This window comes from Pseudomonas sp. DCA-1, from assembly GCF_046523955.1.
In the GTDB taxonomy this organism is placed as follows: domain Bacteria; phylum Pseudomonadota; class Gammaproteobacteria; order Pseudomonadales; family Pseudomonadaceae; genus Aquipseudomonas; species Aquipseudomonas putida_Y.
In genome coordinates this window covers 37,959-52,555 of sequence record NZ_CP169881.1, presented here as the reverse complement: position 1 = coordinate 52,555, position 14,597 = coordinate 37,959, and the positions used below count along the sequence as shown (strand labels likewise).

At 52.2% G+C, this 14,597-nt stretch carries 13 protein-coding genes; 5 read left to right on the top strand and 8 right to left on the bottom strand.

The features are described from left to right. Positions 1 to 50 precede the first annotated feature (50 nt). Entirely contained in the window at positions 51 to 791 is a 741-nt protein-coding gene (locus tag ACE4QZ_RS00250) for a hypothetical protein (protein ID WP_197864294.1), read from the top strand. Here ACE4QZ_RS00250 and ACE4QZ_RS00245 read toward each other — a convergent pair. The 5 genes from ACE4QZ_RS00245 to ACE4QZ_RS00225 all read right to left on the bottom strand — a co-directional run bounded on the left by ACE4QZ_RS00245 (position 748) and on the right by ACE4QZ_RS00225 (position 7,277). Continuing rightward, positions 748 to 1,224, bottom strand: coding sequence for a DUF488 family protein (locus ACE4QZ_RS00245; RefSeq protein WP_060519784.1), 477 nt, complete (start codon positions 1,222 to 1,224; stop codon positions 748 to 750). The two genes, ACE4QZ_RS00250 and ACE4QZ_RS00245, sit on opposite strands and share 44 nt — an antisense overlap. A 193-nt stretch (positions 1,225 to 1,417) precedes the next feature. Beyond that, complete coding sequence (locus tag ACE4QZ_RS00240) at positions 1,418 to 2,716, bottom strand: HEPN/Toprim-associated domain-containing protein (protein WP_060519785.1); 1,299 nt, start codon at positions 2,714 to 2,716, stop codon at positions 1,418 to 1,420. A 264-nt stretch (positions 2,717 to 2,980) separates the two neighbouring features. Then, positions 2,981 to 4,312 (bottom strand): hypothetical protein, encoded by a 1,332-nt coding sequence (locus ACE4QZ_RS00235; protein ID WP_060519786.1) that lies wholly within the window; start codon positions 4,310 to 4,312, stop codon positions 2,981 to 2,983. Beyond that, positions 4,309 to 6,318, bottom strand: coding sequence for a transposase (locus tag ACE4QZ_RS00230; protein WP_165961575.1), 2,010 nt, complete (start codon positions 6,316 to 6,318; stop codon positions 4,309 to 4,311). Before ACE4QZ_RS00230 ends, ACE4QZ_RS00235 begins: the two co-directional genes overlap by 4 nt. Beyond that, positions 6,315 to 7,277, bottom strand: a complete 963-nt coding sequence (locus ACE4QZ_RS00225) for a hypothetical protein (RefSeq protein WP_060519787.1) — start codon at positions 7,275 to 7,277, stop codon at positions 6,315 to 6,317. Before ACE4QZ_RS00225 ends, ACE4QZ_RS00230 begins: the two co-directional genes overlap by 4 nt. Before the next feature lie 629 nt (positions 7,278 to 7,906). On the opposite strand from ACE4QZ_RS00225, the gene ACE4QZ_RS00220 reads away from it, so the two are divergent. Next, positions 7,907 to 9,541: a TnsD family Tn7-like transposition protein gene (locus tag ACE4QZ_RS00220; protein ID WP_082422064.1), complete on the top strand. Its 1,635-nt coding sequence runs from the start codon at positions 7,907 to 7,909 to the stop codon at positions 9,539 to 9,541. A 27-nt stretch (positions 9,542 to 9,568) separates the two neighbouring features. On the opposite strand, the gene ACE4QZ_RS00215 is transcribed toward ACE4QZ_RS00220, so the two are convergent. Continuing rightward, positions 9,569 to 10,483 (bottom strand): TniQ family protein, encoded by a 915-nt coding sequence (locus ACE4QZ_RS00215; protein ID WP_110765414.1) that lies wholly within the window; start codon positions 10,481 to 10,483, stop codon positions 9,569 to 9,571. A gap of 830 nt (positions 10,484 to 11,313) precedes the next feature. Here ACE4QZ_RS00215 and ACE4QZ_RS00210 point away from each other — a divergent pair. Genes ACE4QZ_RS00210 through ACE4QZ_RS00200 form a run of 3 tightly spaced genes read left to right on the top strand, consistent with a single transcriptional unit; the run spans position 11,314 to position 12,601 of the window. Continuing rightward, entirely contained in the window at positions 11,314 to 11,793 is a 480-nt protein-coding gene (locus ACE4QZ_RS00210; RefSeq protein WP_373939487.1) for a hypothetical protein, read from the top strand. A 17-nt stretch (positions 11,794 to 11,810) separates the two neighbouring features. Continuing rightward, a complete protein-coding gene (locus tag ACE4QZ_RS00205; protein ID WP_023383599.1) occupies positions 11,811 to 12,119 on the top strand; it encodes a hypothetical protein in 309 nt (102 codons plus the stop codon). 5 nt (positions 12,120 to 12,124) lie between these two features. After that, positions 12,125 to 12,601, top strand: coding sequence for a hypothetical protein (locus ACE4QZ_RS00200; RefSeq protein WP_023383600.1), 477 nt, complete (start codon positions 12,125 to 12,127; stop codon positions 12,599 to 12,601). Here ACE4QZ_RS00200 and ACE4QZ_RS00195 read toward each other — a convergent pair. Beyond that, positions 12,596 to 13,354, bottom strand: coding sequence for a hypothetical protein (locus tag ACE4QZ_RS00195; RefSeq protein WP_410480281.1), 759 nt, complete (start codon positions 13,352 to 13,354; stop codon positions 12,596 to 12,598). The two genes, ACE4QZ_RS00200 and ACE4QZ_RS00195, sit on opposite strands and share 6 nt — an antisense overlap. Continuing rightward, positions 13,351 to 14,370: a hypothetical protein gene (locus tag ACE4QZ_RS00190; protein ID WP_181718348.1), complete on the bottom strand. Its 1,020-nt coding sequence runs from the start codon at positions 14,368 to 14,370 to the stop codon at positions 13,351 to 13,353. Before ACE4QZ_RS00190 ends, ACE4QZ_RS00195 begins: the two co-directional genes overlap by 4 nt. Positions 14,371 to 14,597: the final 227 nt, after the last annotated feature.

Genomic DNA, 14,597 nt, shown 5'->3' with positions numbered 1-14,597 from the left:
CATACCCGTCACCCAGCGCTGCCTATACAGAGACTTCGTGCGTTGCGGGGATGGACGAGGCAGGCAATCTGATCCGTCTTTACCCTGTACCGTTCCGCCTGGTCACTGATGATCAACGATTTTCAAAGTGGCAGTGGATCGAAGCCTCCATCGAAAAAAGCTCCAACGATCACCGACCTGAAAGCCATAAGATTGGCGTGGATACGATTCAGCCCCAAGACATTATTCCAACCTCGAAAGCGTGGATTCGAAGGAGGGAAATGCTTAGCAAGCTGCCCATCTACGACAGTTTTGAGGCTCTGGAGCAGGCTCGACAGAATTCCAATGTCACGCTCGGCTTGATCAAGCCTGAGCGAATTATTGGATTAGAGATCCGTAAAGCCGCGTCAGAAAGCTGGACTGATGAGGAGCTTGAAAAACTGGAGAGACTGCAGCGCCAGCCCGGTTTATTCGATCAGGACGATGTCAAAGCCAGCATCAAGCGCCTAGAGAAGGTGCCCTTCGATTTCTACTACAGCTATGAGTCAGTACTTGATGGTGAGGTAAAGATTTATAAGCACAAGATCGTAGACTGGGAGGCAAGCCAGCTGTACAGAAACATGCGCCGAGCTCATGGGCCTAACGGCTGGGAAGCGCCGTTTCGACAGAAGCTGGAGGTCGAGTTACCAGGAAAAGATCTTATGCTTCTAATGGGAACGATTCATCGATTTCCGCAACAGTGGCTTATCATCAGTCTCATCTATCCACCTAAGCAACCGCCCGAAGCAAATCAGCAAATTTCTCTATTTTGAGAGGCAGATGCCGCGTATCCAGGGATGAATCCAATTCACTCGCAGCCTCGGCGATAAGGCTGCGGTGACAAAAATTCGCGTCAGCTTCGTAGCAAACCATACAAATGCGCTGGCTTGAGGCATCAGCTGTCAGGTTCTCCAGAAGGTCCATCCGGGTACGGATGTAAGCCCTGAAGTCGCGCGCATAGACCCCCCAATCGCCATCGACCTTATAGCGGTTTCGAATCGGTTTTGGGCAACCCAAGGGAGGGGAATGCTCGTAGGCAATTCCTGCATCCGCCAAGCACTGGGCGAAAGCCTTCTTGGAGAAACCAGGCTTTCTGGACAGAGGGTACTCGCGAACGTCCAGAACCTTGTCGATCTGAGCTTGCTTAAGACGAGCGATGAAGGCGTCGATAGACAACCCTTCATAGCCTGCGGTGTAGATCGCCATGTGAAATCTCCCAGCGGCTTCCTGCGGCTGTTCTGCAAATAAATGAGAGACTATACCATTCTAGCCATGCTGTACCCCATGGGCATTGGATGGATGGCCATCTCCAAGAGGTAGCGACGAGCGGATGGTAGGGGCCAGAAATCATCTCGGTCCGCGTTAGGTGGAAGCGCCTTCGCCGAGAGGCTATTGAGGTTTAGGACTTCGAATAGAGCATCGCAGCAGCCAAACCAGTGCATTCCTCAAGAAGCGCCGCTATCACGGATCGGAGCTTACTCGCGTCATACACACCTGATTCAACATCCTCCTGAGTGGTTTCATAAAACGCCTTTGCGTAGCTATCTTTGAAATCGAGGGCGCCCTGATAAATACCTAACGACTCCTTGTAATTCGTCCAGGTCACCTGCGCTGGGGGTCGCCCCTTAAGATTGAGATCGAGATAGCACTCGATAGCGGCCGCGCAGCCGTTGATGTCAGCGTTGGCAACACCACACGGGCCTTTCGCCGGAAACTCGCGCAGCTCGTCCAAGTCAGGAAGAACCATAGCTTTCATGTTCACTGGGAATTGAAAGCGTTTGAGTAGATTTTTATAGGTATCCACTCCTTCGGCGTCGTTATCGAACAGGAAGACCACGCGATTGTGAACATCAATTTTGACCAGTCCCTCGGCGAACTTGGACAGATTACCTGTACCGGAAAATGGGTGACGCTCCTCGATGTCAATGAATCGAAAAAAATCCTCGATGTCCGGGCGGAGCAGCGCCAGACCCCGCTTCAGAATGTGGGTATCAGAAGTGCCTTCAGTCGCTATCAAATAGGTCTGGGTCCGACGTGCGTTCCCAATGAAATCCTCATTTTTAGCCCATCCTGCATCCACAAAATTGCCGTAATCCCAGACGACATCTTCACCTAGATTAGCGGGGTTTTCGGCAAGGATTCGCAGAGTTGCATATGGGCTCAGAAATCCTAACATTGAGCCGAAATGGCTGCGCTCGGAGTAGCCTCCGATGTCTCGATCAAACACTCCCGTCGGGAGTAGAGATGCCGCTGGATCAGCCGCAAAGCGGCCCCGGCCCTGTGCATGATCGGAATCGTAGCTGGCGACATAGTCGCTTTTTAGGTCTCGCAATGCGTACGCTTTGATGAAGTCGATAAATTGATCGAAAGTCAAACGGTCGGATCGACGCTCACCTGGCAGGTATTCCTCGAACTGGTCTCTGTCGAGCACGACCTGATTTTCGTATTCCGACCTCACCGCCGCCAATGTGTATCCGAGCAGCTCCAACCGTGACACCATCGAACCAAGTGTCCGGCAAAAACACAGCTCCATTTGCTCCAGACTTTCAGGGCTATGAGCGTAGTCGTAGTCGATGCCCTCGTGCCGACGGTACTGGCGGTCGGACTCTTGATAGAGCATCCCGTGATCCATGCCCATATAGCCAGTGTTGTATGTGAGATCGAGGCTACCCACAGACAGCGTAATTGGTGTGCTCATAAGATCTTTGTACCTGGAGTTAACTGTCTAACGCCAATGCATGACGCGAATCTGGACATGCTTGTACTGGCACGTGATAGCACATTTCAGCGGCGTCGGAGATGCATCCGAGCTCAGGTGCTCTATCCTGGTGTACCTGCCCCTCGCTAACTCAGGCGTGTAAACCTGTTTTTTTCACTGTAAACCACTCTGGTTAACAGTGAAAAAAATAGGTTTACACGCCAGCAATCATAGGGCCCGCGAACGGAATTCTTCGCCACACCATCACTTGGGTTTGGGGTCCTTGTCGTCCTCCATCAAGGCAAAGAAAGCTTTGGCCTGCTCTTCCTCGGAGAGCTCCTCAACCGGAGTCCGCCGCGGGCGCGCAGTCGGCTTCTGCAGAGCATTCGCTGAGGCATCAAGTTGCTTTTTTACAGATCGTTCCGACGCAGTGAGCGATGAGTCGAAAACCTTCTGGGTGACTCGGTCCTGCCGTTCAGCTCGCGCAAATTTCACTACGTTGGACGTGAACGCGGCTGGCAGGTCAAACGGACACCGCAGGTCTGGATGCTGTTTGGACACCCGACCACCCAGAGCCAATTTTTGAAGGTGTTCGACCTGTTTGGCACTGGACGTGTAAGCCGCTGAGCGGTAAGCATGGCCGATGTCTTGAAGGGAGGCCGCATGACGGCCTGCACTGCGGCACTCAATGTACGCCTGCTTCAACAACTCCACCGCCAGGCGCTTGATACCGAAGGTGCAACGGTAAATTTCCCTTGCCAATTCACCCTGATTACCGCGAATCGCGCCATTGCCCACGCGAACACATTCATCAATGAAAGCTTTCCAGTCGGAACTGCCAGGCTCATCGGGAAGCATGATTCTTGGGTCCGTCAGCAAGCGCTGCTGATCCTCATTGTTTCTCTCAAACAACTTGTGACCCAAGCTGTAATTGCACACGTAGACCATTGGCGGACCGATACCAGCCATGTTCAAGAGGATATCGGTAACCTTCGCTGCACCAAGCCCCTTTTGGATGTACTGCATTTCATCCAGGATGACTAACGATACCCCATCACGATTCGCCCTACGCCGGCATTCACTCAGCAGCTCAGCAACGGTCAGTCGCGACAGAGGCAACTCAACGAACTCTCGAAGAAGGGCCTTAGCATTGGTGGTACCTCGGGCGCTTGCATACCAATGCGACCGCAACGGTAGCTCACCCTGGAAGTGATCGCAGGACAGATCAACGGGGCCAGGCAGAACCTTGCGCAGCGCAGCAATGGTCTGGCTCTTCCCAACCCCTGCAAGCCCTGTAAAACACACCGGCACAGCATCGACTGCAGGTGCTTCATAGAGCCCTCGGGCGTACTCGCGCTCAGAAGAGAACAATGCTCGCGCATGCAGCGCTGCGCGCCCCACCATCTCCTGGATGAACTCAATCGTAAATGCGTTGGGAATGAACGATTCACGCAATGCTTGAGACAGCACCTCTGCCGCCAACCGAGGTTCAATTTCGTACAGACTTTCCAATGGCTCAGGTCGACGCGTGATGATCTGGCGGACCTGATCAGCCGTTTGGCAGCCGTCGAACCAACTCGCAATGGCCTCATTCATTTGGCTTTACCTCGGAATCGATCATAGTCATCTGTATCTCGCTGCGCAGATGCCGATTTAGGTGGTCGACCAATTCTTCTCACGCCACCTTTACACTCTTCACCGGTATCTTCTTTGAATCTATCATCGTGAAATTGATGAATTGCCGGCATCTCATTACGAAGCAAAGTTTGAGATTTTCGCCTTAAGGCATCTAGTGACTGAAGATCACGTAATGATATGTCCCGATCACCGTCAACGGTCCTTTGCGTCGTTACAAAGTCCAGTTCGAACAGTGTGCCTCCTACCTCAATCCATATATGCCGAACGCACATAGTCAGTACATATACATCAACTTCAATAACGCTGCTCCTAGCAACTCGATCAAATATCCCGGTATTGATCAAATCAACAGACCTATACTTGCGCCCGTACAGATAGACTGCGTCTTGACGTACAACGGCCGGGTGCACAGACAGGAAGCTCTTTATGGCAACCTCTTGCTGCATCCCGATTGCAGAATTACGGAAGCGGCTGTCCCAGTAATTCCAGATACCCAGCGGGGTGGGCTTTATTCCGCACCAATACATTTCGGTTTCCATGCGGCCACTTGCGTCAGACGACCGGTTGTCTTTCAGGACTTGGTGAATCTCCCTGCGGGCCATTTGGACAAAATTCAGTGTGCTATGAACATAGGTGGGTTGATCGAGGTCGGATTTTGCTCGCGGGTGCGATGACTCAACCGTAGCTTTAGACTGGCCAGAAAAAACTGGCGTATTTTCAAGTGTGCCTAGCCAGTGGATCTCAGGCTCCGTGTCCAGGGCTGCTGCAGGACCTCGATCAAACACCAGCCCACCTGCCAAGCCTTCGCAGGGCCACCAGTCCGGTTTGATGGTTACTCCGAAAAGCCCACAAAACCATACTTTGTCGACAGCCATGGAAAACAGACACATCCGATAAGCTTCTTTGGTTTCTTTACCTTCGGCAAATCCAATGCCAACCACCATTCCGGACAATCCACACACGGCACGAACGACGCAAAATCCGTCAACGGGGCTACCCTCTGTCAGGCCCGAAAGTTTTTCAACTATGTAGTAACCATCAAACTCGACCTGCTGATTTAGATTCGTCAAGCGTTCTGAGAAACTGCCCAAACTGCCGCTCTGGTCGCGGGTCTTTTGTTTACCTCTTACGCCAATAGATTTCTCTTTAGCGCTAACTTGTTGTTCGATGCAGTAACGCACTTGGTCAATAGTTGGAAATGGGTGCCCTTTACGATTGATGAAAAATGCTACTCCATTTCGTTCAACGGAAACGCAACCAAATTCCTCTGTAAGGATTTTTCGGTAAACTTGACTATATGTTTTGTCAGCGGAACGGAACCTAAGATACGCAGAAAGGATTCTTTCCCTCATGGCGCTATCGGCCCGGTAACCCCACTCTTTGCCATTGGGTGATGGCCGGCCCAGCCTGCGTAATTTCCCCGGCCCCTCCCTGTCCCACCTCCCGATGCGGTGCAGGGGAGGCATGAGAGCCCACTTGTTTTGTCCAAAAGTAATGTAAGTGTAGAACCACAACCTCAAGCGAGCTGCATTTTGCTGAGGCGACTGGCTTTTGGCATGAGCGTTAATTACAGCGTCCGGATCGTCACTGGCTAGAACCTCCTGGAGACGAACCATCAGGCCTGAGATAGCCAGAAAACGGCGGTTGACCTTTTGGTCGTAGGTTTCCTTAGCAGAAACCCGCTTCGTTTCACGATCTGAAATTGCGATCCCCTTAATCGGTTCCAGCCATGGCGGAAATTTGTCCGTCTCCCCTGACGCCAGCAGCGCACCCGCTTCGAGCGCTTCTTCGAACTCGAACCTTGTGAGGGTGATCAAGGTGGTGCGCACGTCTTTCGCTAGATCACTGAACTCCACCAAGCGCACCCGGTTGTGGACCGCATCACTGTTCAGGAAATGGTAATAGTGGCCTTTGACAAGGCTCCGATAACCTTCAGGCGCAAATAACCTAGCGCCCGTGATCACGGCTCAATCTCCAAGAAAAATTTGCCGTAGGCTGCCAGCAGATCACCACCGTCGGTATCGAGAGGATGGTCGATCAGAATCGGCTTGAAGAAATTTACTGGCAGCTTTCGGTCCCAGATGTCTTGGTAGACCTTCGCAATAAACTGGTCACGCTTACCCCATCGGGCTGCATACCGGTAAATGATGGGGTGGATCAAGGCCCCAGCATGCACAGCGCCCTCAATCTCAGCGCTAAACTCCCTGAGCAGCTCGGGGTCGTGGGTCAGCGGCAAGCCATGCATCGGAAATAGCAGATCGAGATTGCCCATGACGATCGGGTCCAGACGATCCAAAGACATTTGCACGGTCCTGATACCGCCGCTTGCGTAATGCAGTTGCTCTAGGGCTGTGCGTAGCTCAGCATGATCACGGTCCTTTTTTTGCTGATTAGGGGTCTTGGCTGCTGAGTAGCGCCTCTCGCTGAAGGCATGAGCTTGATCCTTCACCGTCCAATTGACCGCGTAGGGTTTCCCATCTGAACCCATCAAATACAGTAAAAGGTCCCCCTGATAGGGAAAGGGCATTCTCTGTCGGCTACCAGCTTTAGTGGTAATCACCACCTGGTGATGCTTGAAGCCAATTTGCTTGGCAATTTCCATCGTCCCAGTGACAGGATGAGAAAAATGTCCTTTGGTGAGTGGATGCCCGTGCAATGGATGCGGGGCGTGATATGGCCACAGCATCTTCTGCTCGTGAATATCGAGCAGCTGAGGATGGAAGAGCGCGAGCTGTGCGAACACCGCTTCTGGGGTGGACAGCGAGTGAATCGCACGGCCGAGCTTCCGGCTATTCATTCTGCTGATACGAGAGCCCTTAGGGGCTTCTCGTGGAACCGCTAAAATCGAAGGCGTGTAGATATCGCCCCACGCGAAGTGAGCTTGTCGGCTCCTGATGAGGGCAAATCTCTCCTGCAAAGTCATCAATACAGTCCAATGTCTACGGACCTAGGATCGTCATCCAGCCTGGGGATAATTTGCTGGATGCCCCTATAGCCCTTGCCTCCCGGGCGTACCCAAGAGTGCGGGTTGTGGATAACGCTCACCTTCTTGTGGATGAACGAAGCCCTGCAGGACTTGACGTCCCGCATGTTCGGAATAGACAATGGAAAGGTCAGGTCGCTAAATTCTGACTTATCCACAGAGGCCCAAGGTCGCACTTGGGCCTTTGTCTATCTGAATTCTAGCGCTAATTAACTAGTCAGATTTCATTCAATACTTCCTTATTATTCATACGTGTTAAGAATCTAGGACATAGTTAGCAGCTATCTGCAATGGATTCGCTGGGTGTACACGTATCTGTGTGCACATTTTAAAGCGCTTCGCTTAGCAGGGTATGTTACCGCCGTGGTTAACAGGGTGACAACTGAAAAGTCATCCCTCTCTGGGTCGCGACTGGATTCAAAATTGTCCAGCTTGGGTCATTATCTAGATCAACCGTGCGCCTCACACCCATCGGATATATATCTTCACCCCCTTATCTCAACTGATAATTTAAGGGTTTAGCCCCAATCAAATAAAATGTTGAAAACGACAAGCGTTTGGTGAGGGAAATGGCTGATTCTGCAAATGCATCTGTCCCTGTCGTTCGATGGCTACCGGATGAGACCTTTTTCAGTATTTGTTGTCGTCAGCATCGTTTTATGTGCCACGTTACTAAGGCTAGCACCACTGCATGGCTATTTGGTGAGGGATCAAGTAGTGTGCAGCATGACTTTCCTAGCAGACTAAACTCTTTGCCCCAAAAAGCCAAAGAAGTATGGGGAAGCCCATTCAACATCATTACAGAACATACGATATTGCCGTTGTTTTTTCCTTTTCAATCCAAGGAAAGAATTGACGACGTCTTTCATACAGTTTCAAACAATTCTTTGGGCACCTTAAAATATCGCCTGGGTCTGGTGACCGGTCGCTTTGGCGCAGAGCACCCATTGAAAGCATGCCTCGAATGTTTAAGGGAAGACCGTATCAATCATGGGGTCGCCTACTGGCACCTGTCCCATCAGTATCCAGGCGTCACGTTATGCCCTAAGCACGGAACTCTCATCAGGATTTGCTCGGCCAACCGGCAGTGGTCGGACTCTGCGCACTGGGTATTACCTGCCGAGCACCTAATAGCGAGCGTTGCAGAGCAGCCCGTATGCCCGACAGTGGTACAAACCCTCAAGCGTTTAGGACACTCAGTGATTGAGTTAGCCAAGCTAGGCATTTCTGAGCAATTTCGTCCAGAAAATGTCACGGCTGCTTATAACGAAGCTATTCGTCGCCTCTCAGTCAATACAGAAGCATGCTTTGATGCCCAAGCAGACCTAGCTTCGTTCGCTTCACAACTGCAACCGTATCTTCCACTGGCCTCGCTTCCGACCACTCCAAAGAGAGCTGAAACTTTTATACAGAGTCTGACCCGTACACCGCGCGTTTACTCCCATCCGCTCAAACATCTGATTTTGATCACCTGTATATTCGGCGAGTTTGCGCCGTTTTTATGTGCGTTAAAAAGATTTCAGTCTCCAGGGGATCAGGAAACCCCAGTACAGTCTCCAGACCACGGAAGACGAGCAGTAGGCGATAAAGCAGCACACCGATTTAAAGGTCAGGAAATCAGGGATAGAGTCTTCAAAAAACTGAAGCCTAAAAAGCTGAAACCCGAGCTTCGGGAACAAATCTTGGGTTGCTTGGGCAAAGGAGTGGAGAAACATTCCATAGCGGAACGATATGACGTTTCGGTTTCTACAATAAACAGGATCCTAAGTGCTGATCCTCTACTGATGGCTGCTTGGACAACTCAGCGCAGGGAGCTACTGCTACACAATCACCGTGCGGAGTGGGTTAGCGCCATCGGCATGAATCCAGACGCCAGTCCGAAAAGCCTGAGATCAATGCTCCCCAAGGTCTATCAATGGCTATACCGGAACGATAATGACTGGTTGATGGCTCAAACTAAGCGGATGCCAAGTGGTCGCGTAGGCAACAATCAAAAAATCGATTGGAGTGCTCGCGACAGGCAACTATGCGAATCAATTGAATTGAGCATTCAAAGACTGAAATACTCGGCCACGAATTTCCCTGTTCGAGCTAGTCATATTTTCGCGTTGGTGCCCACACTGCATCGGTGCCTAGAAAAAAGGAATCGCTACCCAGAAGCACGAAACCTACTAGAAATTGTTACCCAATCGACCAAGACTTAACATGCAAGTGCAGCAACGCTCAGTCAGCTATTCCCGACAAGTGGTCGCATACCTACCATTACCATAATTTCGCCATAGAGACTCAATAGGAATCAAATCTTTATCATACTCGTACAAATCAACAACAAATTCATCGAAAGTCTCATAGGCATAAACCACGATTTTCAAAATTTCTTCGGGGAAAAATTCCGTCTTTACAACAGGACTCTCAAATCTTTTTTCTTCCAAATTATTTGAAATCCGATCGAGATACTCAATCATGGCTGTCCGCTCAGATTTCATCCGCTTCGTCAGTTTCTTGAGGCTGCGCAACTTATCGGAGAGAATGGCCACTGCAGAATGGATTGAAATGGAGAATTCATAAGCGCATAGCGCTTCTACGAAGCGAGCATGTTTGAGAGCATCTTCATCCAAGTTCATTACGCTCTCTGCGTTACCGAGGTGTCGCCCAGAACACTTTCTCCACATCACATCGAGATTGTGGCCTTTTGATGAGAAAGGTTGATCGCAATATGGGCAAGTGGACAGCAGCACCACATTGTGTGTGGCACACACGCTCACATGATCAGGGAAATTTCGTCGCCAGTAGGAAAAGCCCAAATCCTGCACGTCCTGCCTGACGCATTCCGGGCAGTAGGCGTGCAAGTCGGAATTAGTAATCGCCATTCGGGGTTTGAGATACGCCGTTCGAGAATAACTGGCATCTCGGGTATCCCTGATAACAAACTGCAGGGGCAATTGAGTGTGTTCGTGCAGCAAGCGGTTGAAGCCATAGCATCCTTGCCAACCCATCGTTGAGGCGATCACCTTAACTGCTTGGTGAGTAATCTCCCCTTCAGAAAGCCATCGTAACCTGTCTACCCTCCAGTCCATAAAATTCACGAGCAAATTGCGGTCAACATATGAGCGCAAAGATTCATCAGGTTGGATACGCAACAGCATGGATGGGTTGGCCCCTCAGCGACTGATCCCGCGTCATCGTTCAAAGGTTGCGGTTGAGCAAACATTGCCAGAAATAAGGTGTAAAAAAGGCACCCAAAGGTGCCTTTTCGGAAGGTTCGAGGAGTAGTCGCAGCGATCCTTTAACTCCCAGCCTTGCGACCTTGGGTTCAGAATCCGACCGGCTATGCCCGTCGTCACTACTTCAGAGAAACCAGCATTCTCTGCTGCCGAAATTGCGGGGGGGCCTTGCTGGTACCCAGTCCCAACGGATGCGCAGTTGCAGTCCTCGACTACAAGCCTATACAGCGTGACACACCTGTCAATTAGATTCTGAGGCGTAATTCCAAGTCGGGACAACGGCGTGCATCACTGCACCCCGCCAACCCGGATTGGTCACGAACAGGGTTACCCGCGACAGCTTTATTTCCCTTGCGACAGGTTTAATTCCCTAAATCTATCTGTCCTCAGGCTGTGGTAACATCAGTTATACGTACGTGTTATGTATCAATTTGCTTGTGTCTGGGGGTGTGTATGGCAAGTGACGAAGCTCTAGGGTGTGATTACCAAGGCAGGCATTTCGGTGCGGCCTATCCCGATGCGCAGTGCGTCGACGGTTTTCTCTGGGATGAGGATAGCTGCGATGAGCCTGGAGGTGCTCTTCTCCATGGAGGCGACATTCCCTGCCCAAAATGTAATTCAGCTGCGCATGCCACGTACTACGGTACGGAAGAAGACTCAGCGTCGCCCTCGGCCCAGTCGACTGGCAACGGTCCTTACCAGCTACTCCCCAACAACCCCGAAGATTCGCCGGGCTGTGCACCTGCTCTGTCGTGAGCTTGATCAGCTACACAGGTTCGAACGTTCATACACTCACTGGAAAAAGCATGTCACCACTTCGAAAGATTGCTGTGCTCGGTTGTGTCGCTCTGTCGCTGGCAGGGTGCAATGACAAAAAGATCAATGTCACCATTCCGACTGGCTCGACCCTCTACGTCAAGCTGTATCACCTCGGTGATCCTGCGCTCGGCTCGGTTCTGCCAACCGAGTACCGGGCTGGAGGGTTTGGCAAAGTGGAATATGAAATGTCTCAGGTCCTGGCCGGAAATGAATGCGCCCTGGGCATTCCTCTGAAATGGAACAGCCGCCAGCTCAAGCATGAGACTTCTACCGCCACACTGTCCTGCGACGGAGCTGATCAGCGAGAGCTGAAGGGCTATGTGATCGGTGAAGACGGCAAACAAGGCCTGGCCGGTGTTACGTTGGGCAGCGTGGTCCCGTTTGTGGTCACCGAGACAGCAACGGTCAAATAGCCCCGGGGGAGAGCATCATGCAGCTGTCGAAATTGCGGCCACGGCTGTACCCAAACGGGCGGCTAGCCCTGGAGCTGCTCTACGAGGATGGTGAGCACTGGGGCGTGCTCACAACAAACCTCGTGGAGGCCGAGTTGGCGGTCGATGAGGTGTGTATCCACGCCTGGCAACTGCCCGATCAGGTCTTGGATCTGCACCTGGCATCCGGAAAGTTTGAAGACACTGGCAGGGTTGAACCTGCTGGTTTTGAAGACGCACCTGTGTGGCGGGTCATCTGCCCAGAGCTGCTGGCGCATGCCCAGCGAATGCGGGCTCATACGAGGTAAGCAACATGGATTACTCGCAACTGCTTGAGCGGAGCTTTCTTCAGATGGCTCACACGTCTGTAAGCCGCCTGGGATATCTCGCGGAGCACGTTTTCGGGTTCACTACGGATTCACCCAGTGCTGACGAGCTGTTCGCTGCCAAAGCTGTAGAGGTCTGCGCTGCGCTGGGCAATCGAACGATGCGGGAGTACGTTACTACCAAAGACGGGCACCTCTGGTTCTTGTTGATGTTCAACATGCCATTCTTCGCTGGGCGCCTCGATTGGGGCACCTCGATGACCGGATCCTGGTGGAGCGTTGAGCATGGAGAATTTTTGGAGCTGGATAGCTGCGGGCTCTGGACAGAAACCGGCCAGCTGTTAGAACCGATGCGCTTCACACTTGACCAGTGGAAGGAGTTCATCAACGCGGTCGTCGCTTTCGCTGCGCCCGAACTGGGGCCGGGCGCTGGGAAAGGCTTTGAGGAATTGCCGGCGTTATGAGGTCGGCTGAAGGCCGAAGGATTCTGCAATTCGGCCGATGATGGTCTTGAGGTCACCCCGAATCTTGAGCGCTTTGAAGTCGATCTCTTCGACCGCCAGGCGCTCAAGGAATAGCGCCATGTCTGCAGTAATGCTTGCGGGCAACTCAATCACCTCGCCAGTCAGCAGGCCCGCCAGGGCCAGGACATCGTTCCGATGCTTCCTGACGTTCTTCGAGTCAACTGCTTCACCGTTTGCCTTGCGCTGAGACAAGTCGAGCCAGGCCTTAGCTTTGAAGGGGATAAGACGATCAGCGCTGATGTATGTCAGCTCCTCGCTCTGATGGCGGCCGGAACGCAACAGGGTGTAATAGTCTTCATCGAGCAGGATAGCGCTCAAACTCGAAACCGACTCATCTGTGGGGATTGGGGTCAGCGTTGCGTTTTCCTCATGCTCAAGGCCATCCGGTGCACGAGAGAATAGTTCGATCATTACCGGGTAGGTTTCGTCGGCGGGATTCTGGAATCTGTAGAAGACCGGCCTGTCACCCCCTCTTTGTTTGATCTCATAGCCGCCGGCCTTTATGAACTCCCAGAACCTGTTAACAAAATGGGAGTCCAGAGCCTCAATCACGAGCACGATGTCTAGGTCTTTCGTGGCCCTGAAGCTCTCTCCCGCGTCTTCCATCGCCAGAGCAGAGGCAACGCCACCGATCAGGACGTAGCGATCGCGGAAGTCGCGAAAGTGCTTGGCGAACAAATCTAAACCTTTCACGCTAACCAATTTACCTGCTCCTTGAGTTCATCCAACGCAATCTGAATGCGTTCGTCGGGGTTGTCTTCCAAGCTCAAAAACAGCGACGCTGCGTCTGCAAAATACTGCGCTCCGTTGAGGGACGGATACGACCAGATCTCCACCCACTCCTCGATCGTGTCCACCGACTCGACGACCTCGAACGCATTACGCGCCAGCATGTCACTGAACAGTTTCTTGCTCATTCCCCAGACGGCCTGCTTAGGCTCCGCCAGCATCGTGTACTTGGCCAGGGCAGTTTCTCCAGCGAGGAAAACTCCAGGCGCCTTGGGGATTGCATTTCGGGTGATACCGATTCGCTTTTTGACGGGGGACCGCAGGTGCTTTTTGGCCTTTTGGAACACCTCTGCAGGCGACCCGTTGAAGGCGTAGGTCTTCCAAGGCAGCTCGCTTTTCGCAGGACTGATCACCCCCAACGATGTCAGCTGATCCACTGCCTTCGAGAGGGTCACGCGACTGTAGCCCAGGTCCCCTAGCAAAGCGTTCGTGGTGAAGTAGGTTTCGTCGGGTATCCCGGCATAGAGGCACGAGAGAAGCATGGCCTGAGCCGCGGGGAGGAGGGCGGCGACCTCGCTTTGCTCTCGCCGCTGTCGGAAGCTTTCACGCAGGTCCAGAGCCATCTCCGGTATGAACATCTGGAAGTTGGGTTGGATGAAATTGACCTGGTGCATGATCAGGCTGCGGCGGTCTTGAATCGACAAGGTCCAGCAGACGTACACCACGACCTGGTTGGTGACGTTGCGCACCAGCTCGATGTGCTTCTGCAGCTTCACGATGCCTGGGTACTCAACATCATCACGGGAGACCAGCAGCATCATGTTGAACGCCGAATTGTTGCCCATTGGAACGCTCAACTCGTAGGTCTTGTAGCTGTCCCGGATGGTGTAGGGGACCCGGAGTGGCACCGGAGTCATCTGCGCTGCCACACCTAAAACGGACTCAATGTAGGCCTTAGCTTCGTCTTGTAAATTCGGCATGTGCTGGCCTCGTGTTAACTACTTTTTTTCACTGTAAACCACAGTGGTTTACAAGTCAAAAAAGTGGTTTACAAGCCAATGTTTACAGGGGTGAAATGGAAATGTTCCATGCTTAGTGCGCTCGCAAAAGCGCCGGTCACAGTATGCGCTGTGCACTGCACAGTGTGAAGTGCATACGAGCAGTTCATTCGCCGCTAGGTGGTTTGCTGAAATTTCCTACAGCCATG